This window comes from Candidatus Campylobacter infans (assembly GCF_013416015.1).
Classification (GTDB): Bacteria; Campylobacterota; Campylobacteria; order Campylobacterales; family Campylobacteraceae; genus Campylobacter; species Campylobacter infans.
Window position 1 is genome coordinate 44,539 of record NZ_CP049075.1, and the last position, 24,052, is coordinate 68,590.

23 protein-coding genes, 1 tRNA gene and 2 pseudogenes are annotated in these 24,052 nt (G+C 38.4%); 15 read left to right on the forward strand and 11 right to left on the reverse strand.

Annotated elements, in window-relative coordinates; translation table 11 throughout:
• Nucleotides 1–111 precede the first annotated feature (111 nt).
• Entirely contained in the window at nucleotides 112–441 is a 330-nt protein-coding gene (locus tag CINF_RS00195) for a hypothetical protein (protein ID WP_178696093.1), read from the reverse strand.
• A gap of 191 nt (nucleotides 442–632) precedes the next feature.
• Here CINF_RS00195 and ccoG point away from each other — a divergent pair, with 191 nt between their 5' ends.
• The gene (gene ccoG, locus CINF_RS00200) at nucleotides 633–1,997 is read left to right on the forward strand and encodes a cytochrome c oxidase accessory protein CcoG (RefSeq protein WP_179975304.1); all 1,365 of its coding nucleotides are present in this window, start codon (nucleotides 633–635) and stop codon (nucleotides 1,995–1,997) included.
• 437 nt (nucleotides 1,998–2,434) lie between these two features.
• On the opposite strand, the pseudogene catA reads toward ccoG, so the two are convergent.
• The 5 genes and pseudogenes from catA to mraY form a co-directional block, all read right to left on the reverse strand.
• A pseudogene (gene catA / locus CINF_RS00205) lies at nucleotides 2,435–3,072 on the reverse strand (type A chloramphenicol O-acetyltransferase).
• Nucleotides 3,073–3,107: 35 nt separating this feature from the next.
• A pseudogene (locus tag CINF_RS00210) lies at nucleotides 3,108–3,264 on the reverse strand (IS1595 family transposase); the annotation flags it as partial.
• A 194-nt stretch (nucleotides 3,265–3,458) separates the two neighbouring features.
• Nucleotides 3,459–3,534, reverse strand: a tRNA-Phe gene (locus tag CINF_RS00215).
• A gap of 69 nt (nucleotides 3,535–3,603) precedes the next feature.
• Complete coding sequence (murD, locus tag CINF_RS00220; protein ID WP_179975305.1) at nucleotides 3,604–4,875, reverse strand: UDP-N-acetylmuramoyl-L-alanine--D-glutamate ligase; 1,272 nt, start codon at nucleotides 4,873–4,875, stop codon at nucleotides 3,604–3,606.
• Between the two features lie 13 nt (nucleotides 4,876–4,888).
• On the reverse strand, nucleotides 4,889–5,953 hold the full coding sequence (gene mraY / locus CINF_RS00225; RefSeq protein WP_179975306.1) for a phospho-N-acetylmuramoyl-pentapeptide-transferase: 1,065 nt from the start codon (nucleotides 5,951–5,953) through the stop codon (nucleotides 4,889–4,891).
• A gap of 126 nt (nucleotides 5,954–6,079) precedes the next feature.
• On the opposite strand from mraY, the gene gpmI reads away from it, so the two are divergent.
• The 5 genes from gpmI to CINF_RS00250 all read left to right on the forward strand — a co-directional run bounded on the left by gpmI (nucleotide 6,080) and on the right by CINF_RS00250 (nucleotide 10,813).
• Nucleotides 6,080–7,564, forward strand: coding sequence for a 2,3-bisphosphoglycerate-independent phosphoglycerate mutase (gpmI, locus tag CINF_RS00230; protein ID WP_178696085.1), 1,485 nt, complete (start codon nucleotides 6,080–6,082; stop codon nucleotides 7,562–7,564).
• Between the two features lie 47 nt (nucleotides 7,565–7,611).
• Nucleotides 7,612–8,355 (forward strand): 3-oxoacyl-ACP reductase FabG, encoded by a 744-nt coding sequence (fabG, locus tag CINF_RS00235; RefSeq protein ID WP_179975307.1) that lies wholly within the window; start codon nucleotides 7,612–7,614, stop codon nucleotides 8,353–8,355.
• A 74-nt stretch (nucleotides 8,356–8,429) separates the two neighbouring features.
• The gene (gene acpP / locus CINF_RS00240; RefSeq protein ID WP_178696081.1) at nucleotides 8,430–8,663 is read left to right on the forward strand and encodes an acyl carrier protein; all 234 of its coding nucleotides are present in this window, start codon (nucleotides 8,430–8,432) and stop codon (nucleotides 8,661–8,663) included.
• A complete protein-coding gene (locus CINF_RS00245) occupies nucleotides 8,664–9,875 on the forward strand; it encodes a beta-ketoacyl-ACP synthase II (protein WP_179975308.1) in 1,212 nt (403 codons plus the stop codon).
• Between the two features lie 2 nt (nucleotides 9,876–9,877).
• Nucleotides 9,878–10,813, forward strand: a complete 936-nt coding sequence (locus CINF_RS00250; protein ID WP_179975309.1) for an acetyl-CoA carboxylase carboxyltransferase subunit alpha — start codon at nucleotides 9,878–9,880, stop codon at nucleotides 10,811–10,813.
• A 129-nt stretch (nucleotides 10,814–10,942) separates the two neighbouring features.
• On the opposite strand, the gene CINF_RS00255 is transcribed toward CINF_RS00250, so the two are convergent.
• Genes CINF_RS00255 through CINF_RS00275 form a run of 5 tightly spaced genes read right to left on the reverse strand, consistent with a single transcriptional unit; the run spans nucleotide 10,943 to nucleotide 14,907 of the window.
• Nucleotides 10,943–11,686 carry an ABC transporter ATP-binding protein gene (locus CINF_RS00255; RefSeq protein WP_240156131.1) on the reverse strand — a complete coding sequence of 248 codons (744 nt, stop codon included), beginning with the start codon at nucleotides 11,684–11,686 and terminating at the stop codon, nucleotides 10,943–10,945.
• Entirely contained in the window at nucleotides 11,670–12,407 is a 738-nt protein-coding gene (locus CINF_RS00260) for an ABC transporter permease (RefSeq protein ID WP_179975311.1), read from the reverse strand. The genes CINF_RS00255 and CINF_RS00260 overlap by 17 nt, the downstream gene beginning before the upstream one ends.
• Entirely contained in the window at nucleotides 12,404–13,318 is a 915-nt protein-coding gene (locus CINF_RS00265) for an ABC transporter substrate-binding protein (protein ID WP_179975312.1), read from the reverse strand. Before CINF_RS00265 ends, CINF_RS00260 begins: the two co-directional genes overlap by 4 nt.
• On the reverse strand, nucleotides 13,315–14,370 hold the full coding sequence (locus CINF_RS00270) for an acyl-CoA dehydrogenase family protein (protein WP_179975313.1): 1,056 nt from the start codon (nucleotides 14,368–14,370) through the stop codon (nucleotides 13,315–13,317). The genes CINF_RS00265 and CINF_RS00270 overlap by 4 nt, the downstream gene beginning before the upstream one ends.
• A 9-nt stretch (nucleotides 14,371–14,379) precedes the next feature.
• A complete protein-coding gene (locus CINF_RS00275) occupies nucleotides 14,380–14,907 on the reverse strand; it encodes an OsmC family protein (protein WP_179975314.1) in 528 nt (175 codons plus the stop codon).
• A 168-nt stretch (nucleotides 14,908–15,075) separates the two neighbouring features.
• On the opposite strand from CINF_RS00275, the gene CINF_RS00280 reads away from it, so the two are divergent.
• The 9 genes from CINF_RS00280 (at nucleotide 15,076) to CINF_RS00320 (ending at nucleotide 23,829) form a co-directional block, all read left to right on the forward strand.
• A complete protein-coding gene (locus tag CINF_RS00280) occupies nucleotides 15,076–16,290 on the forward strand; it encodes a glucose-6-phosphate isomerase (protein ID WP_179975315.1) in 1,215 nt (404 codons plus the stop codon).
• A gap of 9 nt (nucleotides 16,291–16,299) precedes the next feature.
• The gene (locus CINF_RS00285; RefSeq protein WP_179975316.1) at nucleotides 16,300–17,229 is read left to right on the forward strand and encodes a class I SAM-dependent methyltransferase; all 930 of its coding nucleotides are present in this window, start codon (nucleotides 16,300–16,302) and stop codon (nucleotides 17,227–17,229) included.
• 53 nt (nucleotides 17,230–17,282) lie between these two features.
• Entirely contained in the window at nucleotides 17,283–17,723 is a 441-nt protein-coding gene (locus CINF_RS00290; protein ID WP_179975317.1) for a Dps family protein, read from the forward strand.
• A gap of 217 nt (nucleotides 17,724–17,940) precedes the next feature.
• The gene (locus CINF_RS00295; protein WP_179975318.1) at nucleotides 17,941–19,026 is read left to right on the forward strand and encodes an NAD(P)-dependent alcohol dehydrogenase; all 1,086 of its coding nucleotides are present in this window, start codon (nucleotides 17,941–17,943) and stop codon (nucleotides 19,024–19,026) included.
• Nucleotides 19,027–19,098: 72 nt separating this feature from the next.
• Complete coding sequence (locus CINF_RS00300; protein WP_179975319.1) at nucleotides 19,099–19,530, forward strand: MerR family transcriptional regulator; 432 nt, start codon at nucleotides 19,099–19,101, stop codon at nucleotides 19,528–19,530.
• A 385-nt stretch (nucleotides 19,531–19,915) separates the two neighbouring features.
• Nucleotides 19,916–20,623, forward strand: a complete 708-nt coding sequence (locus tag CINF_RS00305) for an NAD(P)H-binding protein (RefSeq protein WP_205195800.1) — start codon at nucleotides 19,916–19,918, stop codon at nucleotides 20,621–20,623.
• Between the two features lie 35 nt (nucleotides 20,624–20,658).
• Nucleotides 20,659–21,834 (forward strand): aldo/keto reductase, encoded by a 1,176-nt coding sequence (locus CINF_RS00310; RefSeq protein WP_338025060.1) that lies wholly within the window; start codon nucleotides 20,659–20,661, stop codon nucleotides 21,832–21,834.
• Between the two features lie 113 nt (nucleotides 21,835–21,947).
• Complete coding sequence (locus CINF_RS00315; protein WP_179975320.1) at nucleotides 21,948–22,580, forward strand: NADPH-dependent FMN reductase family protein; 633 nt, start codon at nucleotides 21,948–21,950, stop codon at nucleotides 22,578–22,580.
• 52 nt (nucleotides 22,581–22,632) lie between these two features.
• Complete coding sequence (locus CINF_RS00320; protein ID WP_240156132.1) at nucleotides 22,633–23,829, forward strand: MFS transporter; 1,197 nt, start codon at nucleotides 22,633–22,635, stop codon at nucleotides 23,827–23,829.
• Nucleotides 23,830–24,052: the final 223 nt, after the last annotated feature.

Consider the following 24,052-nt stretch of genomic DNA (forward strand, 5'->3'; position numbering starts at 1 on the left):
GTGCTATTTTTAAATCTCTTTTTTTAAAAGCGCAAGCCAAAAAGCGCTTTATTTTAAAACCCAAGCCAAAATTTTATAAATCAAAACTATAAATTTTAAATTAAGTCAAAATTAAACCACGATATTTAATTTTGGCTCTGGCTCGTTTGATTGGCCAAAATCTTTTGGGCTAAAATCATCGTTTGATTGATTTTGCTCTTGCTTTTTTTTCTTTTGTTCTTGGTTGTTTTGGGGATTTTTTTCTTGCTCGTTTTCTGGGTCGATTTGATGGCTTTGTTCTGCTGGGCGCGTTTGTTCTACGCGTTTTTGCTCCTCATTAGCAGCAGCGGCGGCTAGGGCGTTTTGTATGTCAAATTTGGCCTGTAAATCGCTTTGGATATTGCTAGCAGCTGGGGCTACTTGGTTTGCGTATATTGTGCTAGCTACTGGTGAGATCGCCATTTTAAATCCTTTTTTTAAATTTTAAATTTGGCATAAAATTTTTAGCCCTAAATTATAGCAAAAGTATTGATTGAAAATGCTTTATTTTTTTATTCATTTGATTTTTGTTAAATTTATGCTTCTTTGGTGATAATTTTACGATAAAATTTTGATAAAAGTGCTATAATTTCGCATTTTTTGAAAGGACAGCTATGCCGACAACATATGCAAAACGCAGGTATTTCGTTTTTTCGCTAATCGCGCTAATCACTTTTACTTTGCCTTTTATTAAAATAGGTAACAATCACTTTTTTTTATTGAGTTTTGACCATAAAAAATTAAATATTTTATGGACTAGTTTTGATATGCAAGAATTGTATTTGATGCCGTTTTTGCTTGTTATTTTCTTTCTTAGTATATTTTTTGTAACCACGCTTGGAGGGCGCGTTTGGTGTGGCTGGTCGTGCCCGCAGACGATTTTTCGCGTGATTTATAGAGATTTGATCCAAACTAAATTATTAAAAATCCATAAAAGCATAGCAAATAAGCAAAAGCCAGTGCAAGGACAATATTTTAAAAGAGCGCTTGGCGTGCTTTTGTTTGCCTGTATTGCTTTTGTGGCGGCTAGTAATTTATTATGGTATTTTGTGCCACCAGAGGATTTTTTCGTTTATTTACAAGATTTTAGCTCGCATAAGTTGCTTTTTGGCATAGTTACTGGCTTTGCGCTATTTTTGGTTTTTGATGTTACGGTTTTGGCTGAGAATTTTTGCGTGTATGTTTGCCCGTATGCAAGAATCCAAAGCGTAATGTTTGATCACGATACAATACAAGTAATTTATGATGAAGATCGCGGTGGTATGGTATATAACCAAAAGCATGAAAAATTAGGCAAAAAACCACAAAGCGGCGAATGTATAGGATGCGAGGCTTGCGTGGCGATTTGTCCATCGCATATTGATATAAGGCGCGGTATGCAGCTTGAATGTATAAACTGCCTTGAATGCGCTGATGCTTGCGCTGATGTGATGAAAAGAAAAAATCAGCCAAGTTTGATTAGCTGGACCTCAGCGCATTCATTACAAACTAAACACCCGGTGCAATATTTTCGCTTTCGCACGATAGCTTATATCGTGTTTATTTCGTGCTTTGGCGTGGCTCTTGGCTTTATGAGCACCAAAAAAGAACATATGCTTTTAAATATAAATAACACCACGGAATTGTATAAGATTAAAGTAAGCGATGGTAATTTTAGCGTGCAAAATACCTATACTTTCTTGCTTCAAAATACCGACACGCTAGTCCATGATTATTATTTTGACATAAATGATACTAGAATTGATATAGTGCGCCCAAAAAATCCTATCAAGCTCAAAGCTGGCACGAAGCAAAAAATAGTCGTTGTGCTAAGCACAAATCAATATTTAGTGCGCGATACCAAGCGCGATACTCCGCTTGATATTAAAGTGCATGCCTACGCACAAGACGAGCCAGAACGCATAAGCATAATGCGTAACGCTAGATTTATGTTCCCAAAAACCACACAAATTGACGAGGCTTTTGATAAAAATAAATAATTATTAGCCAAACTAGCTTAAAATTTGACATTTTGAGCTAGTTTTTTAATTATTATATATAAATATCTTTTATATATTGTATTAGTTAAAAATACTCAAATGCTAAAATTTATTTATGGTAATTTTAATGCTATTTTTTTGCAAAAGTGGTGAATAAAATTTTTTATAATATTGAAGGCAAGCTATGAAATTTGGCTATTTTTATTTACCTGTTTTAGAATTTTAATTTAAGCATTTTTTTAATATATAAATCTATTTTGCGCAAAAAATTTTTTAAGCTTTAATTTAGATTGATCGGCTTTTCTCTTATAAATTTTAATAAAATTTGATAGAGAGTTTTTTGCTAAAAACCCAAATTAACACTCTTTTAAGCGTAAAAATTCTCTTTTTTACACCTTTAAACCTACTTAGTTTTAAGCGCTTTGTTAGAGTTTGAGTTAATTTACGCATTGATTATTGATTAACTCTTGCAACTCATTAACAAAACGGCAAATGTGAAACCCGTCACACACGGCGTGGTGAACTTGAATCGCCAAAGGAAGAAGAATTTTTTGCCCCTCTTCGTAATATTTTCCCATTGTAAATATGGGTTTTAAGTAGTCATACCCCTTTTGTAAATTCAAATTAAACCCCTCAAAACTCGCCCACGGCATCATAGAGACCGTAAAAACATTTTCAGGTGCGTTTGGTTTGCCTGCCGTTTTGCCACTGCCGCCGCCGTAACGCCGCACATCCTCAGCATACGCCGCACAAAATGCCTCAACGCCCGCCACATACGGCGTCCAAAGCTCGCAAAAACTCTCTGTATCCTCGCAAAAAATGGCGTAACTTGGCGTCATCTCGTCATACACGCCCAAAACGCCCGCTTGGTTGATCGCTGTTTTAAACTCGCGATACCTATTGACAATGGTTGCAAGGCAGTAAAGCATAGCAGGATGTAGCCTCATCTTTTTTGCTTAATCGGCGTAATGTCTAGTTTCACGCTCATACTATAAGTGCAAGGCACATTCGTAAAGTAGCGCTCAAAACATTCTTTGCGCCCCCAACTGCTTGTATCAATCTTTTCAAACACCATTTTTTGCTCCTATAAACTCAAATTTCTGGTTGATCTTTAATGCTATTTAATTTATGCTTACAATAACCCCAAAAGTTTTTAATGCTGTTGATATTTGCCATTAGCAAATTCATTTTCGCCGTGCTTTACCCTATAATGAGCCTTAGCACCATAATCCACTAATCCATCATATGCTTTCTTGCAATCGCTATATTTTTTTAAAAATTTTATATAAACACATTTTTAAAATTTTAACTAATTTTGAGATTTTACTAGCTTTTTATCAAGGCTTCTTGTAAAGCTACGAGTAAGCGAAATAGAAAAATACTTCAAAATTTCACGAAATATAGAAAAATTATGATTAAAAATTTATTGTGAAATAAATACTAATTAAAGAAATATCATAGTGGTGGCCAGAGGCAGAATCGAACTGCCGACACAGGGATTTTCAGTCCCTTGCTCTACCGACTGAGCTATCTGGCCGAGAATTTAGCAAAAAGAGCGAAATTATACTAAAATTTACTTAAAATAATATAAATTATTATTTTTTAATTAAGAATCAGCAGTATTTTTCGCAAATAAAGCATTTATCGCATTTTTAAATGCTTGGCCGCGTTTTTCATAAGAGCTAAATTGATCTAAGCTAGCACAAGCAGGGCTTAATAGCGCGATTTGGTTTTTGTCTGTAAAATCCGCATTTATCGCCTTTACGGCAAGTTCTATGCGCTCACAAGGCAGAGCAAAAAGCGCGTGTTTGTGTGCGTATTCAATTATCTTGTGCGTGTTTGTGCCGATGGCATAGATGCGTGGGCTATGCGTGCAATTTTTAAGCGCCATAAAAACAGGGCTTAAATCCACGCCCTTATCATCGCCGCCTAGAATTATTAAAATTTGCTTATCATTGTAGCGTTTGATGGCGCAAATTGAAGCGTCAATATTTGTGGCTTTTGTATCATTTACCCAGGTTCTGCCTAAAAAATCGCTAAATTCTTCAAGTTTGTTTTTTTCGATTTTAAAAGTATTTATAAGCTCGTAATCAACGCTATCTAAAAGGATTTTTTGCAAGCTTAAAGCCATAAGTGCATCGAGTAAAAAAGGCGTTTTAAAATTTATTTTATTTAAATCAAGCCCAAAAAGAGCGCGCAAATGGCTTTCATTCTCGTAAAAATATATTTTTGCTAGTGAGTTTTTAGCAAAATTTTCATAAATTTTTGGGATTATGGCTAGGGTGCCTTCTTTCATCATTGATAGTGGTTTGAGTTTGTCATTTTGGTATTTTTGAAAATCTCCATGCCAGCTAAGATGATCTGGCGTAATAGGCAAAAGAGCGTAAATATCGGGGCTTGCGTGCTTTGTGTAATGTAAGGTAAAAGAGCTAGTTTCAAGTATCCAAAGCTTTGCGTTTGGGTTTAAATCGGCTAGTGGTATGCCGATATTGCCGCCCATAACGGCACCATTTTTGGCTAATAAATGCTCGCACATTTGCGTGGTTGTGGTTTTGCCGTTTGTGCCACTTATCCAAATGGTGCTTGGCGCGCAAATTTTATTATCAAAAGGATAAAATTTATTAGAAAAATCGCTTAAAAAATAATCATACTCGCTGATTAAATGCTTTGCGCTTTTGATTAGCTCGTGGTTTGGGGCAAAACCAGGGCTTGGGATTTCAAGCTCGCTTTCATCTGCGTTAAAATCACCAACTGGCAATAATTTATTGCCGTATTCATCGTTGCTTGCTTGTTTAAAATTATCATCATAAATGCACCAAGATCCGCTTTTTGCGATAGCTTTTGTGGTTTTGGCATAGCCAAATAATGATTTTTTCAAAATTTATCCTTAATTAGCGTAGTTTTATGGCAATTAGCGCTATTAGATTTGTTAATAATGCTATCATCCAAAATCTTACGATAATTTTTGTTTCGCTCCATCCTTTTGCTTCAAAATGATGGTGTAATGGAGCCATCAAAAATATGCGTTTATTAAGGATCTTAAAGCTACTAACTTGCAAAATTACTGAGATTGTTTCAAGCACAAAAATAAAGCCAATTAATATTAAAAGTATTTCGTTTTTAGTAACTATACCCATATAGCCAATGAATGCGCCAAGAGCCAAGCTCCCGCTATCGCCCATGAAAATTTCAGCTGGATGGCAGTTATACCACAAAAAGCCAAAAAGCGCGCCTATCATAGCCGCGGCTACTATAATCAACTCTCCAAGCCCGTTAAATTTTGGTAAAAACAAATAGCTGCTATAAACGGCATTACCGATTAAATAAGCATACACGCCAAGGGTGAAAATTGACGCGATAGCTGGCACGGTAACTAAGCCATCAAGTCCATCTGTGATATTTGTGGCATTTGATGCTGCAACTATCACCAAAATCCAAAAAAACAAGGCAAAATATTTTAAATCTATCACAGAATTTTTATAAAAAGGCAGGTAAAATTGCGTGTCAAAGTCGCTATTTTCATATAGCAAAATGGCGATTATAACGCCTAAGAGGCTTTGAAAAATCAATTTTGAGCGCGCGCTTAGGCCGTATTGATTCTTGCCTCTTTTGATTTTTAGCCAATCATCAATAAAGCCTATTAAACAAAAACTAAAAAGCACAAAAAGCCCCGTTAGCACAAAATTATTATCTAGCTTAGCACTAAGCAAGCTCGCAATAATCGTAACGCCTATAAATATAACCCCGCCCATTGTTGGAGTTTTTGCTTTTTGTTTGTGCTGTTGTGGGGCGCGCTCATAAATAGGTTGATTTACATTTTTTTTCTTGGCCATAATGATAAATTGCTTCATAAAAATCGCACAAAGCACAAAAGAAATAAAAAACGCAAGCCCGGTGCGCACAGTAATATATGAAAAAAAGTTTATATGTGTAAGTTCATAAAGATAATAAAACATTTAAAAGCCCTAAATATCGGTGAAAAATAGGCGCCGATTATAGCGCGCCAATCTTTAAAAGTAAGTTAAAATTTAGCTTTTATCGCTACAATTTCGCCTATTTTTAAAATGAGATGAGTTTTTAAAATGAGTAAAAAATGTGTGCTAGTAATTACTGATGGCATAGGCGCAAACCCTGATTTAAAAGATCCTTCAAATGCTTTTGCTTTTGCGAATAAACCAAATTATGAATGGCTTTTTAAAAATGCTAATTTTTGCTATTTAAAAACTAGCGGGCTTGCTGTTGGCTTGCCAGAAGGACAAATGGGAAATAGCGAAGTAGGGCATATGACAATAGGCGCAGGGCGCGTGCTGTATCAAAATTTAGTAAAAATTGATAAAGCCTTAGAAAATGGCGATTTGGCTAAAAACCCTGAGCTTGTGAAATTTTTAAATAAACACAAAAGAGTGCATATTATAGGGCTTTATAGCGATGGTGGCGTGCATTCGCATATGCGCCATTTTGATGGAATAATTAAAATTTGTAAAAATGCAAATAAAGAATGCATAATCCACGCCATCACCGATGGCCGCGATACCTTGCCTAGTAGTGGTGCTGATTTTATCAAGCATTTAAGCCAAAATCATCAAATAGCCACGATTTGCGGGCGTTTTTATGCTATGGATAGAGATAAGCGCTTTGAGCGAATACAAAAGGCTTACGAAGTTATGGCAAATAACGAAAATATCATAGCTTTAAGCCCTTATGAATACATAAAAAACAGCTATGAAAATAAAATTTTTGACGAGTTTATAGAACCTGCTAGTTTTTATGATTTTGGCGGGATTAGAGCAGATGATGGCGTGATTTGCGTAAATTTTCGCAATGATAGAATGCGCGAGCTTTGCGTGGCATTTAGCAGTGATGAGTTTAGTGAGTTTAAAAGAGATGGAGCGCGCATTTGTAAAAATATATTAACAATGACGCGCTATGATGAGAGTTTTAACTATCCTGTGCTTTTTAATTCTAGTGAAATTAAAGACACGCTTTCTCAAACAATCGCAAATTTTAATTTAAGGCAATTACACACAGCAGAAACCGAAAAATACGCGCATGTAACATTTTTTTTCAATGGTGGCAAAGAAGATCCTTTACCAAATGAAACGCGCGTGCTAATCCCAAGTCCAAAGGTAAAAACCTATGATGAAATGCCACAAATGAGCGCGCCAGCGGTGTGTGATGCGGTGTTAAAAGGTATGGACGAGCAAATTGATTTTATAGTGGTAAATTTCGCAAATGGCGATATGGTCGGGCATACGGGCGATTTTGAAGCTTGTAAAAAAGCGGTTGAGTGCGTAGATAGTTGCTTGGGCAAAATAATTCAAAAAGCAAAAGAGCAAGGCTATGGCTACATTCAAATCAGCGATCACGGAAATTGCGAGGCTTTGCGCTCAAAAGATGGCGAGCAATTAACCAATCACACGACCTTTGATGTGTTTTGTTTTATCCTAACTAGCACGGGAGAAAAATTTACATTAAAAAATAATGGCGGGCTAAGCAATGTGGCCCCAAGCGTGCTAAAATTAATGGAGCTAGAAATCCCGCAATCAATGGATAGCGCGCTGTTTTAGTTAAAATTTTAAAATTTGTGAAATTTTAAATTTGATAAGGAGTTAAGATGAAATTTAGTGGAAAAAATGTCCTAATCACGGGCGCAAGTCGCGGGATAGGTGCTGTTATAGCCAGCGTTTTGGCTGATTATGGCTTGAAAGTATGGATAAATTACCGCAATGATCCAGCTGGGGCTGACGAGCTAAAAGCAAGCATAGAAAATGCTGGCAAATGCGCTGCTGTGATAAAATTTGATGCAAGCAATGAGAGTGAGTTTAGCCAAGCAGTTAGCGCGATAATTCAATGCGATGGCGAGCTTTCATACCTTGTCAATAACGCTGGTATCACAAACGACAAACTTGCCTTGCGTATGAAGTTAGAAGACTTTTCAAGCGTCATCAACGCAAATTTAAACTCAGCCTTTTTGGGCTGCCGCGAGGCGCTTAAAGCGATGAGTAAGGCGCGTTTTGGTGCGGTGGTAAATATCGCTTCCATAGTTGGTGAAATGGGCAATGCTGGCCAAGCTAACTACTCCGCAAGCAAAGGTGGTATGATAGCGATGAGCAAAAGTTTTGCCAAAGAGGGTGCAGGACGCGGTGTGCGCTTTAACTGCGTAACGCCCGGCTTTATCAAAACGGCTATGACAAATAATTTAAGCGATGAAATAAAAGAGCAATATGCAAAAAATATCCCATTAGCGCGTTTTGGCGAAGCCAACGAAGTAGCGCAAGCTGTGGCATTTTTATTAAGCGATTATGCTAGTTATATCACGGGCGAAGTTTTAAAGGTAAATGGTGGCCTTTATATGTAATTTTAAGTAAATTTTAAGGCTATATTTAAATAATATTCGCTATTATACGCGACAATTTTTTTACAGGAGATAAAATGGCAGTTTTTGATGATGTTGTAGATGTAGTTGTAGAGCAACTTAGCGTTCCAAAAGAAAATGTAAAAATGGAATCAAATATTATAGAAGATTTAGGTGCTGATTCGCTTGATGTGGTTGAGCTTGTAATGGCGCTTGAAGAAAAATTCGATGTAGAAATCCCAGATAGCGATGCCGAAAAACTAAAAACTATCGCTGATGTAGTAACTTTCGTAGAAGGTCTAAAAAAATAAATGAGGCGTGTAGTAGTGACTGGCCTAGGTATGATAAATGCCCTAGGAAGCGATGCTAAAAGCTCATTTAAAGCTATTTGCGAAGGACAATGTGGCGTGGATAAAATCACGCTTTTTGATGCAAGCGATTTTCCCGTTCAAATCGCTGCGCAGGTTAAAAATTTTGAACCTGAACGCTACATTGAAGATGCAAAAGAGATTAAAAAATTAGATAGATTTATTCAGTTAGCGCATGCAGCTAGCGATGAAGCTATAAAAGATGCAAATTTAAAAGATTACGATATTGATGATTATGGCGTAAGCTCAGCAGCGGGTATTGGTGGCTTACCTAATATAGAAAAAAATTCAAATATTTGCTTAGAGCGTGGCGCGCGCAAAATTTCACCTTTTTTCATACCATCAGCACTTGTAAATATGCTAGGTGGCGTGCTTAGCATAAAATACAAATTAAGAGGTCCAAATATTTCTAGCGTTACAGCTTGTGCGGCTAGCACCCACGCTATTATAGAAGCAGCTAAAACCATAATGCTAGGCGAGGCTACTGGTATGTTAGTAATTGGCGCAGAATCTACTATTTGCCCTGTCGGCATCGGCGGTTTTGCTGCTATGAAAGCATTATCTACTAGAAATGATGAGCCAGCCACGGCTAGCAGGCCTTTTGATAAAGGGCGTGATGGCTTTGTGATGGGCGAGGGCGCTGGGGCTTTAATGCTTGAAGAATACGAGAGCGCAAAGGCTCGCGGTGCTAAAATTTATGCTGAGATTATAGGTTTTGGCGAAACAGGCGATGCTCATCACATCACCAGCCCTAGCCAAGATGGCCCACAGCGAGCTATATTAAGAGCTCTTAAAATGGCAGGCAATCCAAAGATTGATTATATCAATGCTCACGGCACCAGTACGCCTGCTAATGATAAAAACGAAACCGCCACGCTAAAAGCGGTTTTTGGCGATAATGTCCCGCCGATTAGTTCTATAAAAGGGCAAATCGGCCATTGTTTGGGCGCAGCAGGTGCGATAGAGGCAGTAAGCACGCTTTTAGCAATGGAGCAAGGAATTTTACCGCCTACTATAAATCAATTTGAAAAAGACGAATATTGCGATTTAGATTATGTGCCAAATGTAGCGCGTAAAATGCCGATAAATGTAGCAATGAGCGAAAATTTCGGCTTTGGTGGCACAAATGGTGTGGTGATCTTTAAAAAGGTGTGATTTTGCCTAGTTATCTTGACTTTGAAAAAAATATCAAGCAACTTGACGATGATATCATAAACGCTAAAATTAAAGGCGATGATGCAGCTGTGGCTATTTTAAGCAAGAGCTTGCAAAAAGAAATTTCTAAAACTTATAAAAGCTTAGATGAGTTTGGGCGCTTAGCACTCGCTAGGCATCCTGATCGCCCATATACGCTTGATTATGTGCGAGCGTTAGTAAATGAACCAAAAGAAATACATGGCGATAGGGCTTTTAAAGATGATACTTCGATTGTGTGCTTTTTGGGTTATATTGGCGGGCATAAGGTTATAGTAATTGGCGAGCAAAAAGGGCGCGGCACAAAATATAAAATTATGCGAAATTTTGGTATGCCACATCCTGAGGGCTATCGCAAGGCTTTACGCGTGGCAAGGCTTGCTGAAAAATTTGAAATTCCTATAATATTTTTAGTCGATACTCCGGGCGCATATCCTGGCATAGGCGCAGAAGAACGCGGACAAAGCGAGGCGATTGCTAGAAACTTAGCAGAGCTAGCCACGCTAAAAACTCGCACAATCTCCATAGTAATAGGCGAGGGCGGAAGTGGCGGAGCCTTGGCTATTGGCGTGGCGGATCGTTTTGCGATGCTGAAAAACTCGGTGTTTTCTGTGATTTCGCCTGAGGGTTGCGCGGCGATTTTATGGAATGATCCAAGCAAGGTTCAATCAGCCACAAAAGCCATGCAAATTACCGCTGACGAGCTAAAAACGCAAGGCTTAATCGATACCGTAATAGACGAGCCAGAGGCCGGCGCACACCGCGATAAAGAAGGCGCAGCTAAGCTAGTTGGCGCTTACATAGTAAATGAACTCACAGATCTTGCAAGACTTAGCATAGATGATATTTTAGAGCATAGAATGAATAAAATTTTAAGCAAAGGCAGCTACTCGCAGTAAATCCTGCTTGATTTGGCTCTTTTGCTTATAAATTTTGGCTATTAAAATTTTAAAATTTATCAAATAGCGGATAAATTTTAACTTCACAAAGCTATAAAATTTGTATTTTATAAATTTTTAAAACCACGCTTAAATCATATATTCAATTAACGGATCTTCGCCATTTAAAATGTCAAAAATTTTAGATTTTAGCTCAAAAAAGCTTGGAGAATGCGGAGAAAATCTTGGATTTTTTAGCTTTGATACTATTTTGCCTTGGCGTAAAATTACGATGGTATCGGCTAAATTTATGGCTTCATCTATATCGTGGCTTACAAAAATCACGCTTTTATTTGCGCTTAGTTTTTTTAAATCGGCTTGGAGTTTTAAGCGCACGATTGGATCAAGCGCGCTAAAAGGCTCGTCTAAAAATAAAACGCTAGGATTTAGGCTGAGCGCACGCGCAATCGCTACTCGCTGTGCTTGGCCGCCGCTAAGAGAATGAGGAAATAAATCGGCTTTATTTTCTAAATGCACCAGAGCTAAAAACTGCTGTGCGCGCTCTTTGCGCTCTTTTTTATCTTTTATGCCATAGCATTTTAGCGCGAACTCAATATTTGCCCTTGCGCTTAACCACGGCAAAAGAGAATATTGCTGAGTGATGATTTGGCGGCTTTTGTGGCTTGGGATTTTTTTGCTAAAATCCTGCCCTGATATGCTAATGCTACCTTGCTCAAAGCTTTCATATCCGCTTAAAATTTTAAGCAAGGTGCTTTTACCAGAGCCAGACGCGCCCAAAAGCACGACAAATTCATCATTTCTAATATGCAAATCAATGCCATCTAATATGCATTCATTATTAAAAAATTTCTTCAAATTATTTATTTTTATCATAGCCAAATCTTTTCGTAAAATATAATTCAATAGCGTTAAATAGCGCATTTATCATCATACCTATTATGCCTATGATGAAAATTAAGCCTAAAACAGCTGGTATTTCTAGCTGGTTTCTAGCATCGATTATTAAATATCCAAGACCAGTTTGTGCGCCCACCATTTCGCCAACTACTAGATTTATCCAAGCAAGGCTAGCACCAAGTTTTAAAGCCGAAACCAAGGCAAAAATACAAGATGGAAAATAAACGCCATAAAATAATTGCCAAGCATTTGCGCCAAAATTTTTGCTGATTAAAATTAGTTCGCGTGGGACTTGCTTTAAGGCATTTAGGCTAAGAAGCACCACAGGGAAAAACACGGCATAAGCGATAATAAAAATCGTAGGTTTATCGCCTATGCCAAAAATAATCACCACAAGCGGTATCCAAGCAATAGGCGAAATAGGCCTTAATAAATCCAAAACCGGACTAATAAAAGCATTTAATTTAGGCATAAAGCCCAAAAGTCCACCAAATAAAATGCCAAAACTAACGCCAATGCCAAGCCCTAAAATATAGCGCACAAGCGAATCTTTAAGCCCATTTTGTAGCGCACCAAGCTTATAAAGCTCAATAATTGCTTCAAAACTTTGCCTTGGGCTAGAAATTAGCTCATTTGAAAACATCCCCCAAATGCCGATAAAAACGCCTATGCTAAATAAAATTTTTAAAATTTTCAAAGCAAATAATCCTTTATATTTAGGCTTGCTAGATTTTTGCTACCTAAATTTTTAGCCACTAAAAAATCTCTTAGCTGGCTTAAATCCTGCTCGCTAATGCTTAAATCATCATAACTAACTAGCTTTTTACCTAGCACATCGTTTAAAATTTCAACTTTTTGAGCCATTATTTTATTGCCTAAAATCGCGCTTTCTTTTGTGTTTTGCTCTATGAAAGTGGCTGCGTTTTTAAAGGCATTTAAAATTTCATTAAAATTTGGCAAGTTTAAAATTTCATCTTTAAAATTTAAAACACAACAAATATGATTTGGCTTTATTTCTTTGCTAAAAAGCAAATTTTTTGCGCCTAATTTTACGCCAATTTGCCCAAAAGGCTCTGCTACGATATAAGCATCTATTTGCTTGCTTGCAAGCGCAAAAGGCATTTCAGGCGGTGCCATATCAATGATTTGTGCGCTAATTTTATTATCATTTAAGAGCTTATCTAGCAAAAAATAATGCATGCTAAATCTTGACGGGACGGCGATTTTTTTGCCGCTTAAATCATTTATATTATTTATATTTTTATTAACCACAAGCGCTGAGCCGTTTTTATGCGCGCTTAAAACAGCTTTGATATTTACGCCACTAGCTTTTAGATTTAGCCCAAGCGGAGCTAGCAAAAACGCCCCATCAATCGCGCCAGCTCTTAATGCCTCGCTAATATCAGCCCAGTTTGAAAATTTCACGCCTACAAGCTCGTAATTTTGGCTTACAAAAAGCTCTTTTGCGATGATTATTAAATGATCGCTTATAGGCAAAAAGCCGATTTTTATAGGAATTTTAAAATTTGAGTTTTGTTTGGCTAGGGTTTTGCTAGCGTAAAATGCCATAAAACCAGCCAAAAATAATAAAGCATTTCTTCTGTTCATGCGATTTTCCTTTTCCATTTATTTATGCAACCATCGCCATTTTCTATGTTTTTTAATTCTTTTAAAATATGTTTAATGCTTGGCGTTACGATTAAGACAAAATTTCCTTCTCTTTGTAATCTTTGTGGTTTTGCATCGGCTAAATATCCCATCGTTCCGCTAAAAAGCACGGCCGCTGCGGTGATTTTTTGCGTTAAAAGCGAAGCATTGAGCCTTAGGGTTAAAATGCTTTTTGGATCTGGGTTTTCAATGTTTTTGCTAGCATCTTTTGTCAGCTCTAAAAGCTTAGAAAACTCAGCCTTTAAACTCTCATAATCATACGGCAAAAACTCATTTATATGAGCGTGTGTTAATTGTGATTTTTGTATGCATTCTAGGCTTTGATTTATTATGCCAGCTGCGATGCCAGCTTGAAGCAAGATAAATCCTGGCGTGATTTTTATTAAATACTCATAAATATCATCACCGCCTAAAACATCGCTATCTTTTAAAAAATAATCCTTTAAAGCTATGGTTTTAGTAGCCGAGCCTTCAAGCGTGGCGTATTTTATGTGTGAGCTTAGTTTTACGCTTTCATCGCAAAATATCACGCCCATTACAGGTTTTTCATCAGGTAATAAAGCAATGGCTCCAAAAGCTGAGTTTTGCTCGATATTTGAAACCCAAGGCAGGGTGCCGTTTATTATGTATCCGCCTTGAACTTTTTTGGCTTTTAGGTGATTTTTTTCAATACCAGCAAAGTTTTTCATAGGATTGCTTAATGCCGTCCCGCCAAGAATTTCGCCACTTTTAAGCTTTGGCAAGAGCCTAGCTTTTAGTTCTAAGTTTTTAGTGTTTAAAACATACCAAATTAAAGCAAATTGACACCACATACAAAAACCAGTCGTCCCGCAAATATTTGAAATTTTACTTATATTTTCTATGGCTTTAAAAATATCGCTTCTTTGCTCTAAGACAGCGAAAAATCCATCATTTGCTAGGGCTTGTATTTGCTCTTTTGGATAATAGCCTTGTTTATCTATTTTTTGGACTAGTTTTTGTAGGGTTTGCATTTGTTATCCTTATTTTATTTCTACATTTACCTTGCGAAGCAGGGTGTTTGCTACTGGCGAATACTTAATAGCATGCGCGATTAGTTCGTCATTTGTGGCTTTGTCTTTGTTTGTTTGTAAATCCACTTTTATGCGCACATCTGTAAAGCCTAGTGGTTTATTTTCATCTAAATCTCCCGTTCCCCAAACAGCAGTGATATTTAAATCGCCTTCAAGCTCTAATTCAAGTTTGGTAATTACTATATCTTTATCTATGGCATTTGCATGAATGCCCACAGCCACGCAGCTACCAAGTGCTGCTAGCACAGCCTCGCTAGGATTTGGCGCAGTATCATCGCCTAAAAGCACAGGCGGTTCATCTACTATATAAGCTGGCAGGTTGCGGATGTAGTTTTCGTGGCGAAACTTGCCAGCAGCTACTGTGCGACATTTAAGGGTTTTTATCACATCAGGGTTTGCTATACCTGCTTTTTTAAGGGCTTCAAGCCCTGCCTTATCGATTGGATCTAATCTAGTACAAGATGTTAAAGTAGCCATTTTTGCTCCTTGGTTTAAGATATACTTAATAAATATATATTCATTAAGTGTGGCGGATTATAACGGATATTTTAGAGTTTGTCAATATAAATTAAAATAGTATATTTTAAAATTTTTTGTAAAATTTTAAAGCTATGCTATACTTTTGCATTTTTTTTAAGGTAAATTTTGGTTGATAATATTTTACATTTTAAGCTCGCCCAAAGCGAGCATATAGCGTCTTTTGCAAGGCGAATGAATGATGAAAAAGAACTGGTTGGCTATTATGATTTACCAGCTCTTTCAAATGGCATAATAGAGCAAATAAGCAAGTTAAAAAAATCTTTGCCAAATTTTAAAAACATCGCATTAGTCGGCGTTGGCGGTAGTTCTCTTGGAGTAAAGGCTATTTATGAAATGCTTGCTCATGGCCAAAAAAATCTTATATTTTTTGATAATTTAGATCCTTTTTTAATAGCTTCTAATTTAAATAAAATTAGCTTAGATGATACTATATTCATTATTTCAAGTAAATCAGGCACCACGATTGAGACAATTAGTATTTTTAAATGCATTTTAGAGCGTTTTAAAATAGTAAATTTTGAAAATTTTATAATAATAAGCGATCCAAATAGCCCACTTGAAATTTACGCAAAAGCACGAAATATCCGCGTTTTTAACATACCAAAAAATGTAGGCGGGCGTTTTAGTGTGCTATCTGCTGTTGGGCTTGTGCCGCTTGGGCTTAGCGGGGTGGATGTTAGTGAAATTTTAAATGGCGCGATGGCTTGTAAGGCTCAGCATCTTGGTGGCGATGATGATACGATTTTACAAAAAGCCTATCATTACGCGCGCCATGAAACGGCTAAAATAAATGTGCTTTTTAGTTATTCTAGTCGCTTGGCTAGTTTTAATGATTGGTTTGTGCAGCTTTGGGCTGAGAGTTTGGGCAAAAAACGCGGTTATAAGCGCGTTGGGCTAACGCCTGTGGGCTTGATTGGCTCAAAAGACCAACATTCGTTTTTACAGCTTATAATGGAGGGCGCTAAGGATAAAACCGTTACTTTCATAACAGCCAAAAAGCACGAAGATCAAAATTTAAAATTAAGCAACCTTAGCCTAGATGGCTTACAAAGCTGTGATTTTACAAATGATTTAGAGATCGCAAGCGTGCTAAATGCGCAAGCTCGCGCGACAATGCAGGCTTTAAAAAGCGAAAATATTAGCGTAGATGAGATTAGGCTTGATAGCTTAGATGCGTGGCATAGCGGGTATTTGGTGTATTATTATGAATTGCTTACTAGCGCAACTGGTTTGATGCTTGGCATAAATACCTACAACCAGCCAGGCGTAGAGCTAGCAAAATTGCTATTAAGACAAAATTTAGAGCAAAATAATTTTTAAGGACAAAAGATGAGTTTAAAGGATTTATATAATCAAAATGTAAATATTATGGAGTATTTTAGAAAAACTAACAACACAGATAACAACTCAATTAATGCCATTTTAGCATCTTATGATTTACAAGCAGGTTCGTATATTAAAAGTTACCAAGCAAATAAAAAATCAAACAATTATCATATAAACGGCAAGCAAACGCAGCTACTAGCACAAGATTTTATTGATAAATATGTAAGTTATTTAGCAGATGAAATAAACGCCCTCAAATATGAAAACATCTTAGAAGCAGGCGTGGGCGAAGCAACAACATTAAGCCCACTTATGGATAAATTAGAAAATAAAAATGCAAAAATTTATGGTTTTGATTTGGCTCCATCGAGGATCAAGCAAGCTAAGAAATTTTGTAAAAAGCATAATAAAAATTGTGAATTATTCGTGGCTAATCTTTTAAAAACGCCTTTTAAGGATAATTGCTTTGATGTAATTTATACATGTCATGCATTAGAACCAAATACAAACGAACTTGAAAATATCATCAAGGAATTATATAGAATCACAAAAAAATACTTAATACTTATTGAGCCTAGTTACGAGCTTGGCAATGCCAAAACAAAGGCAAATATAAAAAAGCACAAATACATTACTAACTTAAAAAATACTGCTCAAAATTTGCTAAAAAGCTTTGGGGGGGGCAAAATTATTAAGTATGATTTATATCCAATCGGCACATTTTCAAATCAATCAGCAATAATGATAATAGAAAAAAATCAGCAAGAAAATTTTAATAGCGAGCCTAGTTTTGCTTGTCCGGTATGTCACGAAAGCTTGATTTTAAAACACAAAAATTACTTTTGTAAAGAGTGCTTGCTGGTGTATCCGGTAATAAAAAATATACCTTGCCTAACAAAAGAAAATGCTATTTTATTTTCACAATATTTATAAAATATTAAAGGCAAATGGAGTATCATTTTGAAATTTTAATTAAAGGAGAAAAAATGAAATCAGTTGTAACTCAACTAAACAAACTTCAAGGCGAAGCTCACGCATTTTATATAGCTTTTCATGATTATCATTGGAATGTAAAAGGTTTGCAGTTTTTTGCAGTACATGAATACACACAAAAAGCTTATGAAGAAATGGGCGAATTGTTTGATGAAATGGCAGAGCGCGCATTACAAATCGGCGGTAAAGCCTTAAATGATATCGATGATATAGTAAAAGCTGGCAAATCAGCACCAGTTGAAGCAAAAGGCGATTATAAACCAGAAGCCGTGCTTAAAAATGTAAAAAAGGCTTATGAGTATTTACTAGCTGAGTTTAAAAAGCTTGATGAAATAGCTCAAAAAGATGGCGACACCACAACCTCAAATCTTGCACAAGATAAAGTCGCCCAATTAGAAAAAATGCTTTGGATGCTTAATCAAGCCATAGCTTAATCTAAATTGCCCTAACCTAAATTTTGGTTAGGGTTAAAATTTCACTTTAAATTCTTTACTACTTAGCATTATTTCATTAGCTTTTCTTTAAAATTTTAAGTTTTATTTTTACTAAAAACGCGCGCATTAAAATTTTCCCTTGACAAACACTAGGTGTAATGTTTTATAATGTCAAAACCAAATTTGATTTACGCATTTTCACACAAAGGAGCATTTTATGCAAGAGTATATTTCACAGGCAATTAGTGGCGCAAAAATCACCGCAAAAGGCTACGCGGTGGCGGATAAAAACGCCAAATTTACGCCATACAAATTCACACGCCACGCACTTGGCGAGCGCGACATTTTGATGGAGATTTTGTTTGCGGGCATTTGCCACAGCGACATTCACAACGCAAGAAGCGAGTGGGGCGAGGGCATTTACCCTATGGTGCCAGGACACGAAATCGCAGGGCGCGTCATCGCCGTAGGGAGCAAGGTGAGCAAATTCAAAGTGGGCGATTATGCGGGCGTTGGTTGTATGGTAAATTCGTGCGGCGAGTGCGAGGCGTGCAAGGCAAGCAACGAGCAGTTTTGCCAAAACACCATTTACACCTACAACTGCAAGGACTGCTTCCACGGGGGCGAGCCAACTTACGGCGGTTACAGCGACAACCTTGTTGTAAGCGAGGACTTTGCCGTAACCGTGCCGCAAAACGCCCCGCTTGACAAGGTGGCGCCACTTTTGTGCGCGGGCATTACGACTTATTCGCCGCTTAAATTTAGCAAGGTGAGTGCGGGCAAAAAGGTAGGCGTTGCGGGCTTTGGCGGGCTTGGGGTGATGGCGGTAAAATACGCACTGAAAATGGGCGCTGAGGTTTTCGTTTTTGCGCGCAACAAAAACAAAGAGCAAGACGCCTTAAAACTTGGCGTCAAGGCACTTTACACCACAGACAAACTGAGCGAAGTAAAAGAACGCTTTGACTTAATCATCTCCACAATCCCAACCGCATACGAACCTATGGACTATGTGCGGCTGCTTGGTTATGGCGGAGAGTTTTGCGTAGTGGGGCTTCCGCCCGCTGAGGTGATGCCACAAATCGCGATAAACTCGCTTGTTTTTGCAGGACACCGCCGCGTGTATGGCTCTATCATCGGCGGTATGAAAGAAACGCAAGAAATGCTTGACTTTTCGCTAGCTCACGGCATTTACCCAGAAACTGAAATCATCACAGCGGGCAAAATAGACGAAGCCTACGAAAAACTCACCACAGGCAAGGCGAAATTCCGCTATGTCATCGACATAAAAAAGTCGAAATTTTAAGGCTTTGAGCGGACAAAACCAAACACCTTTTGCGTGTAAATTTACGCGCAAAAGGCGACAGAAAGGACACAAATGAGCTACACTATCATCGATGTAGAAAGGCAAACGGGCATTTCATCGCGCACACTGCGCTTTTGGGCGAGCAAGGGGCTTTTTCCATTTACTGAGCTAAACGAACACGGCACGCGCTATTTTGCGCAAAGTGATGTCGAGTGGGCGCAGTGGATAGAGTGTTTGCGGAGTTTGGATATGAGTATAGAAGACATTCGCCGCTATCTTTATCTTTTTTCGCAAGGCAAGGACACGGCTAACGAGCGCAAAAGGCTTTTGCAACGCCAGCAAAGCAAAATCGAACAGCACTTAAAAACCCTACAAAACTCACTTGAAAAGGTAAAATTTAAAATCGAACTTTACGAGGAAATGGAGGCTTTGGGCGAGGACATTTTCGATAAAAACAGCAAATTTTACTACAAAAAACTTCCAAAATTCAAGGGTAAAAGCTGAATTCGCCACGCCGTTTTTGCAAAAACCAAAGACGGCGTAGCACGCAAATCTTGTCAGGCAATATGAAAGCCACAAGGTAAGGCGTAAAAAACAAATTTGGCTCAATTCTTGGTATTTAAAAATTCATCAATTTTTTAGCAAACACTCAAAAAATCACAATTTTATAAAAAACACAACAAGTTTTTTTAAGCAACGCAAAAATTCACAAAATTTAAATTTTATGCCGAATTTTTTAAGAAATTCAAAAAATTTCATACAAATTTAAAAATTTTAAAAATTTTTTTTGCAAATTTTAAAATTTTTCCCCTTGACAAACACTTGGTGTAATGCTTTATAATGCTTAAAAGAATTTATAAAAATTTTAAATTCAAACAAAGGAGCAAAAATGAGCTTAAAAAATGCTTTTAAAATGCTTGTCCTTGCCTTTGCTTTAAGTGCAAATGCGACAAGCTGGGACAAAGATGAATTTGTCAAATTCAACAAAAACAAAGGAGCAAATATGCAAATTCTCATCATCGGCGCAAATGGCGGCGTGGCAAAAGTCGCCACAGATGGCTTTTTACAAAGCACGAACGCAAATTTAAAACTTTTCTTGCGAGACTCAAAGCGTTTGGGAAAAGTAGCAAGGCAAAATCCGCAAAGAGTGCAACTCATCGAGGGCGATGCAAGGGACATTAACGCCCTTAAAAACGCGATGAGTGGCGTAAATGTCGTGTATGCGAATTTAGCGGGCGACTTGCCCAAAATGGCGGAGGCAATCATACAAGCGATGAAAGAAACGGGGCTAAAAAGGCTGATTTGGATAGGAAGTTATGGTGTTTATGATAGCGAAAATGTCTCACACCGCTCACGCCACGCCGAGCCTATAAGACTCATCGAAGCAAGCGGGCTTGACTATACGATAATTCGTCCGCAATGGTTTTCAAACGCCGATGAAATAGACTACGAGCTAACGCGCAAGGGTGAAGCGTTTAAAAACCCTGACGCGTTCATTTCACGCAAAAGCATAGCGCACCTTGTGATACGCCTTTGCCTTGAAAAAGACTTTGGCTTGAAAGAAAGTTTTGGCATAAACAAGCCCGCAAGGCGATGAGATGGGCGTTTGTTAATTAACACAAAGGAGCAAAAATGAACGACACAAGTGAATTTCACAGCAAAAACGCCCTTAAAAGCGTGAGTGAAATTTGTGCTTTGCAAGATACAAAGCAAATTCAAAACGCAAAGCGGCGTGATTTTGTCAAAAATTCGGGCAAATTTGCGCTTGCAAGCGTGGCATTAGGTGCAATGGCGAGCGTTTCGCCATTGTTGGCAAACTCGGGCACGAATTTAAGTTTGGCTAAAAATTCAAGCACGAATTCAAATTCGAATTTGACAAAAAATTCAGGCGCAAACGGCGCAAATTCAAACTCGGTGGCGAGTAAAAACACCACACATTCAAACAAAGGAGCGAAAATGCTTTACACTACACTCAACAACGGCGTGAAAATGCCTATTTTAGGCTATGGAACTTACCAAATCCCAAACAGCGAGGCGCAAAGGTGCGTGGAGGACGCTTTGAGCGTGGGTTACCGCCTAATCGACACGGCGCAAGCCTACGCAAACGAGCAAGCCATAGGCGAGGCTCTTAAAAGCGCGATGAAAGGGGGCATTAAACGAGATGAGCTTTTCATCGAAACCAAACTTTGGATAAGCCACACCAACGAAAAGGACGCATTTAAGGCGTTTGAGACGAGCCTTAAAAAGCTAGGGCTTGACTACATAGACCTTTATGTGATTCATCAGCCTTACAACGACACTTATGGCGCGTGGCGAGCGATGAGCAAGCTTTATAAAGAGGGCAAAATCCGCGCTATCGGCGTGAGCAACTTTTATGCGGATAAAATCACGGATTTTTGCGCCTTTAATGACATAAAGCCCGCTGTCAATCAAATCGAGCTGCACCCATTTTTTCAAAAGGTTGGTGAGCAAAAAATCAACAACGATTTAAGTATAACCGTGCAAAGCTGGGCGAGCTTTGCGGAGGGGCAAAATGGCATTTTCAAAAACGAGCTTTTAAGCCAAATCGGTAAAAAGTATGGCAAAACCCCAGCACAAGTGATTTTACGCTGGCTCATTGAACGAAATGTTATCGTTATACCAAAAACCACGAGCATAGAGCGAATGCGTGAGAATTTCGCCGTGTTTGACTTCGCGTTAAGTGCTGATGATAAGGCAAAAATCGCCACGCTTGATACTAACAAAACGCTTTTTATCGACCATCGCGACCCTGAGCGCATAAAATGGCTAGCAAATTACAAGGCGTGAGCCTTAAATTTGAGAAAGAATTTGAGTGATAAAAGCGAAAAAGGCGTTAAATTTAGCTTTTTAACGCCTTTTAAGGCAAATTTAAAAGCAAAATTCAAAACAAAGGAGCAAAAATGTCAGCAAATTTAAGCACGAATTTTAATCGCCGTGCGTTTTTAGGGCTTTGTTTAGGGACTTTGACAAGCTTTGCCTTTGGCAATGCAAGCATTTTGCGCGGGCGCAATCTTTTTGTGTATTACACGCGCACCCTAAACACGCACATTTTAGCGCACTATATGCAAGGTTTAATCGGCGGGGATTTGCTACAAATTCAAACGCAGCAAGCCTACCCGCAGGACTATCAAAGCTGTGTTGCCCTTGCTAGCAAGCAAAGAGAACAAGGCATTTTGCCGCCTTTAAAGCCCTTTGAGCTTGATTTAAAGGGCTATGAGCGCGTTTTCATCGCCGCACCGCTTTGGGGTATGGACTTGTGCGCGCCGATGAAAAGTTTTTTAAGTAGCGTAAATTTAAGCTCAAAAGAGCTTTATCTCATCATCACAAACGCAGGTTACGGGCTTGGAGCGAGCGTAAAGAGCGTAAAAAGCCTTGCAAAAGGCGCAAAAATCGCTAAAATTTTGGACTATGAATTTAAGGACTATGAAAAAATAGCCCCAAATTTACGCGCTCAAAACGAAGCAAAAATAGCGACAAATTCAGCATTTAACGCGCTTGATAAAGGCAAAATCGCTAGGTTTTTACGAAGCTAAAACAAAATGAGTGTAAAATTTAAGCGACATTAAATTCACACAAAGGAAAAAAGTGCCTTACAGCAAGTTAGACAGCAAAATCATCGCCCTAACCGAGCGCGTGCGTTTCAAACTCGCCCTTTTTGGCGCGGCGATGATGACGATTTTAGGTTCTGTGCTGGTTTCGCCCGCCTTGCCCGGCATCGCAAAAGAGTTTAGCACCACGCCGCACATAGAGCTACTCACGGGGCTAACGCTTACTATCCCCGCACTTTTTATGATATTTTTTTCGCCCATTGCGGGCGCGCTTATGGATAAATTTGGCAAACTCAAATTCCTTTATCCAGCGATGATTTTATGGATATTTGCGGGCGTTAGCGGAGCGTGGTGCGCTGACATTTACACCCTGCTTTTAAGCCGCTGCGCCTTTGGCATAGCAAGTGCTTTCATCACCACAGGCGCAAACGCCTTGCTTGGCGACTACTACGCTGTGGGCGAAGGGCGGCGCGATAGGGCTTTGAGCTTACAAGGCTTTGTGATGGCGCTTGGCGGGGCGGTTCTTACCATCATCGCTGGCTATCTTACGAGCTTTTCGTGGCGTTATGCCTTTTATGTCTATGCGAGCGGGCTTTTTGTCTTTGTGTTTTGCCTTTTTTATCTTTTTGAGCCACGAGCTGCGAAAAACAAAGCCACTCAAAACGCCGCAAATACCGATAAAAAGGTGTTTTATAAGGATTATGCTAGCATTTATTTTGCGGGCTTTTTTGTGGTGATGATTTTTTACCTTGCAGCCGTGCAGTTTCCGCACTACATAGAAGACACGCTTGGGCTAAATCCCAAATTCATCGGCTTTGCGATGGCTAGCACCACGCTTTCGCACGCTGTGGTGGCGTATCTTTACAAGGACATTGTGAAATTTTTATCCATTAAGCAAATTTATGTGCTGGGCTTTGCCTTGCAAGCCTTTGGTTTTTTGCTTGTGTTTTTAGTCGATGATTTCATCGTGGCGATAGTGAGTTTAGCGATATTTGGGGCTGTGGGCGGGCTTATCGTTACAAACAACTCCGCTTATCTTTTCCAAAAAGCCCCGCAAAGCGTGCGCGCAAGGGCTTACGGGGGCTTGGCAAGCTGCGTTTTTTTGGGGCAGTTCATCAGCCCCATCATCACCACGCCTATGGTGTCAAACTTTGGTTTAAAGGCTGAATTTGGCATTTGGGTTGCCATCATCTTGCTGGTAAGCCTTATTTACGCGAGATTAAATTGTCGCTAAATTTGCGTTTGTGTGATTTTCGCGCTTGTTTTGGGTAAATCTTTGCTTACCTTGCGCGAATTTTTGAGCGAAATTTATAAATTTTTACATTTTCCACTTGACAAACACTTGGTGTAATGCTTTATAATAATGCTAAAAATTTACAAAAGGCGTTTTGCGAATTTTGCAAGAAATCAAGCTTGATTTAAGCTAAAATTTAGGCAAAAATTCAAACAAAACGCCA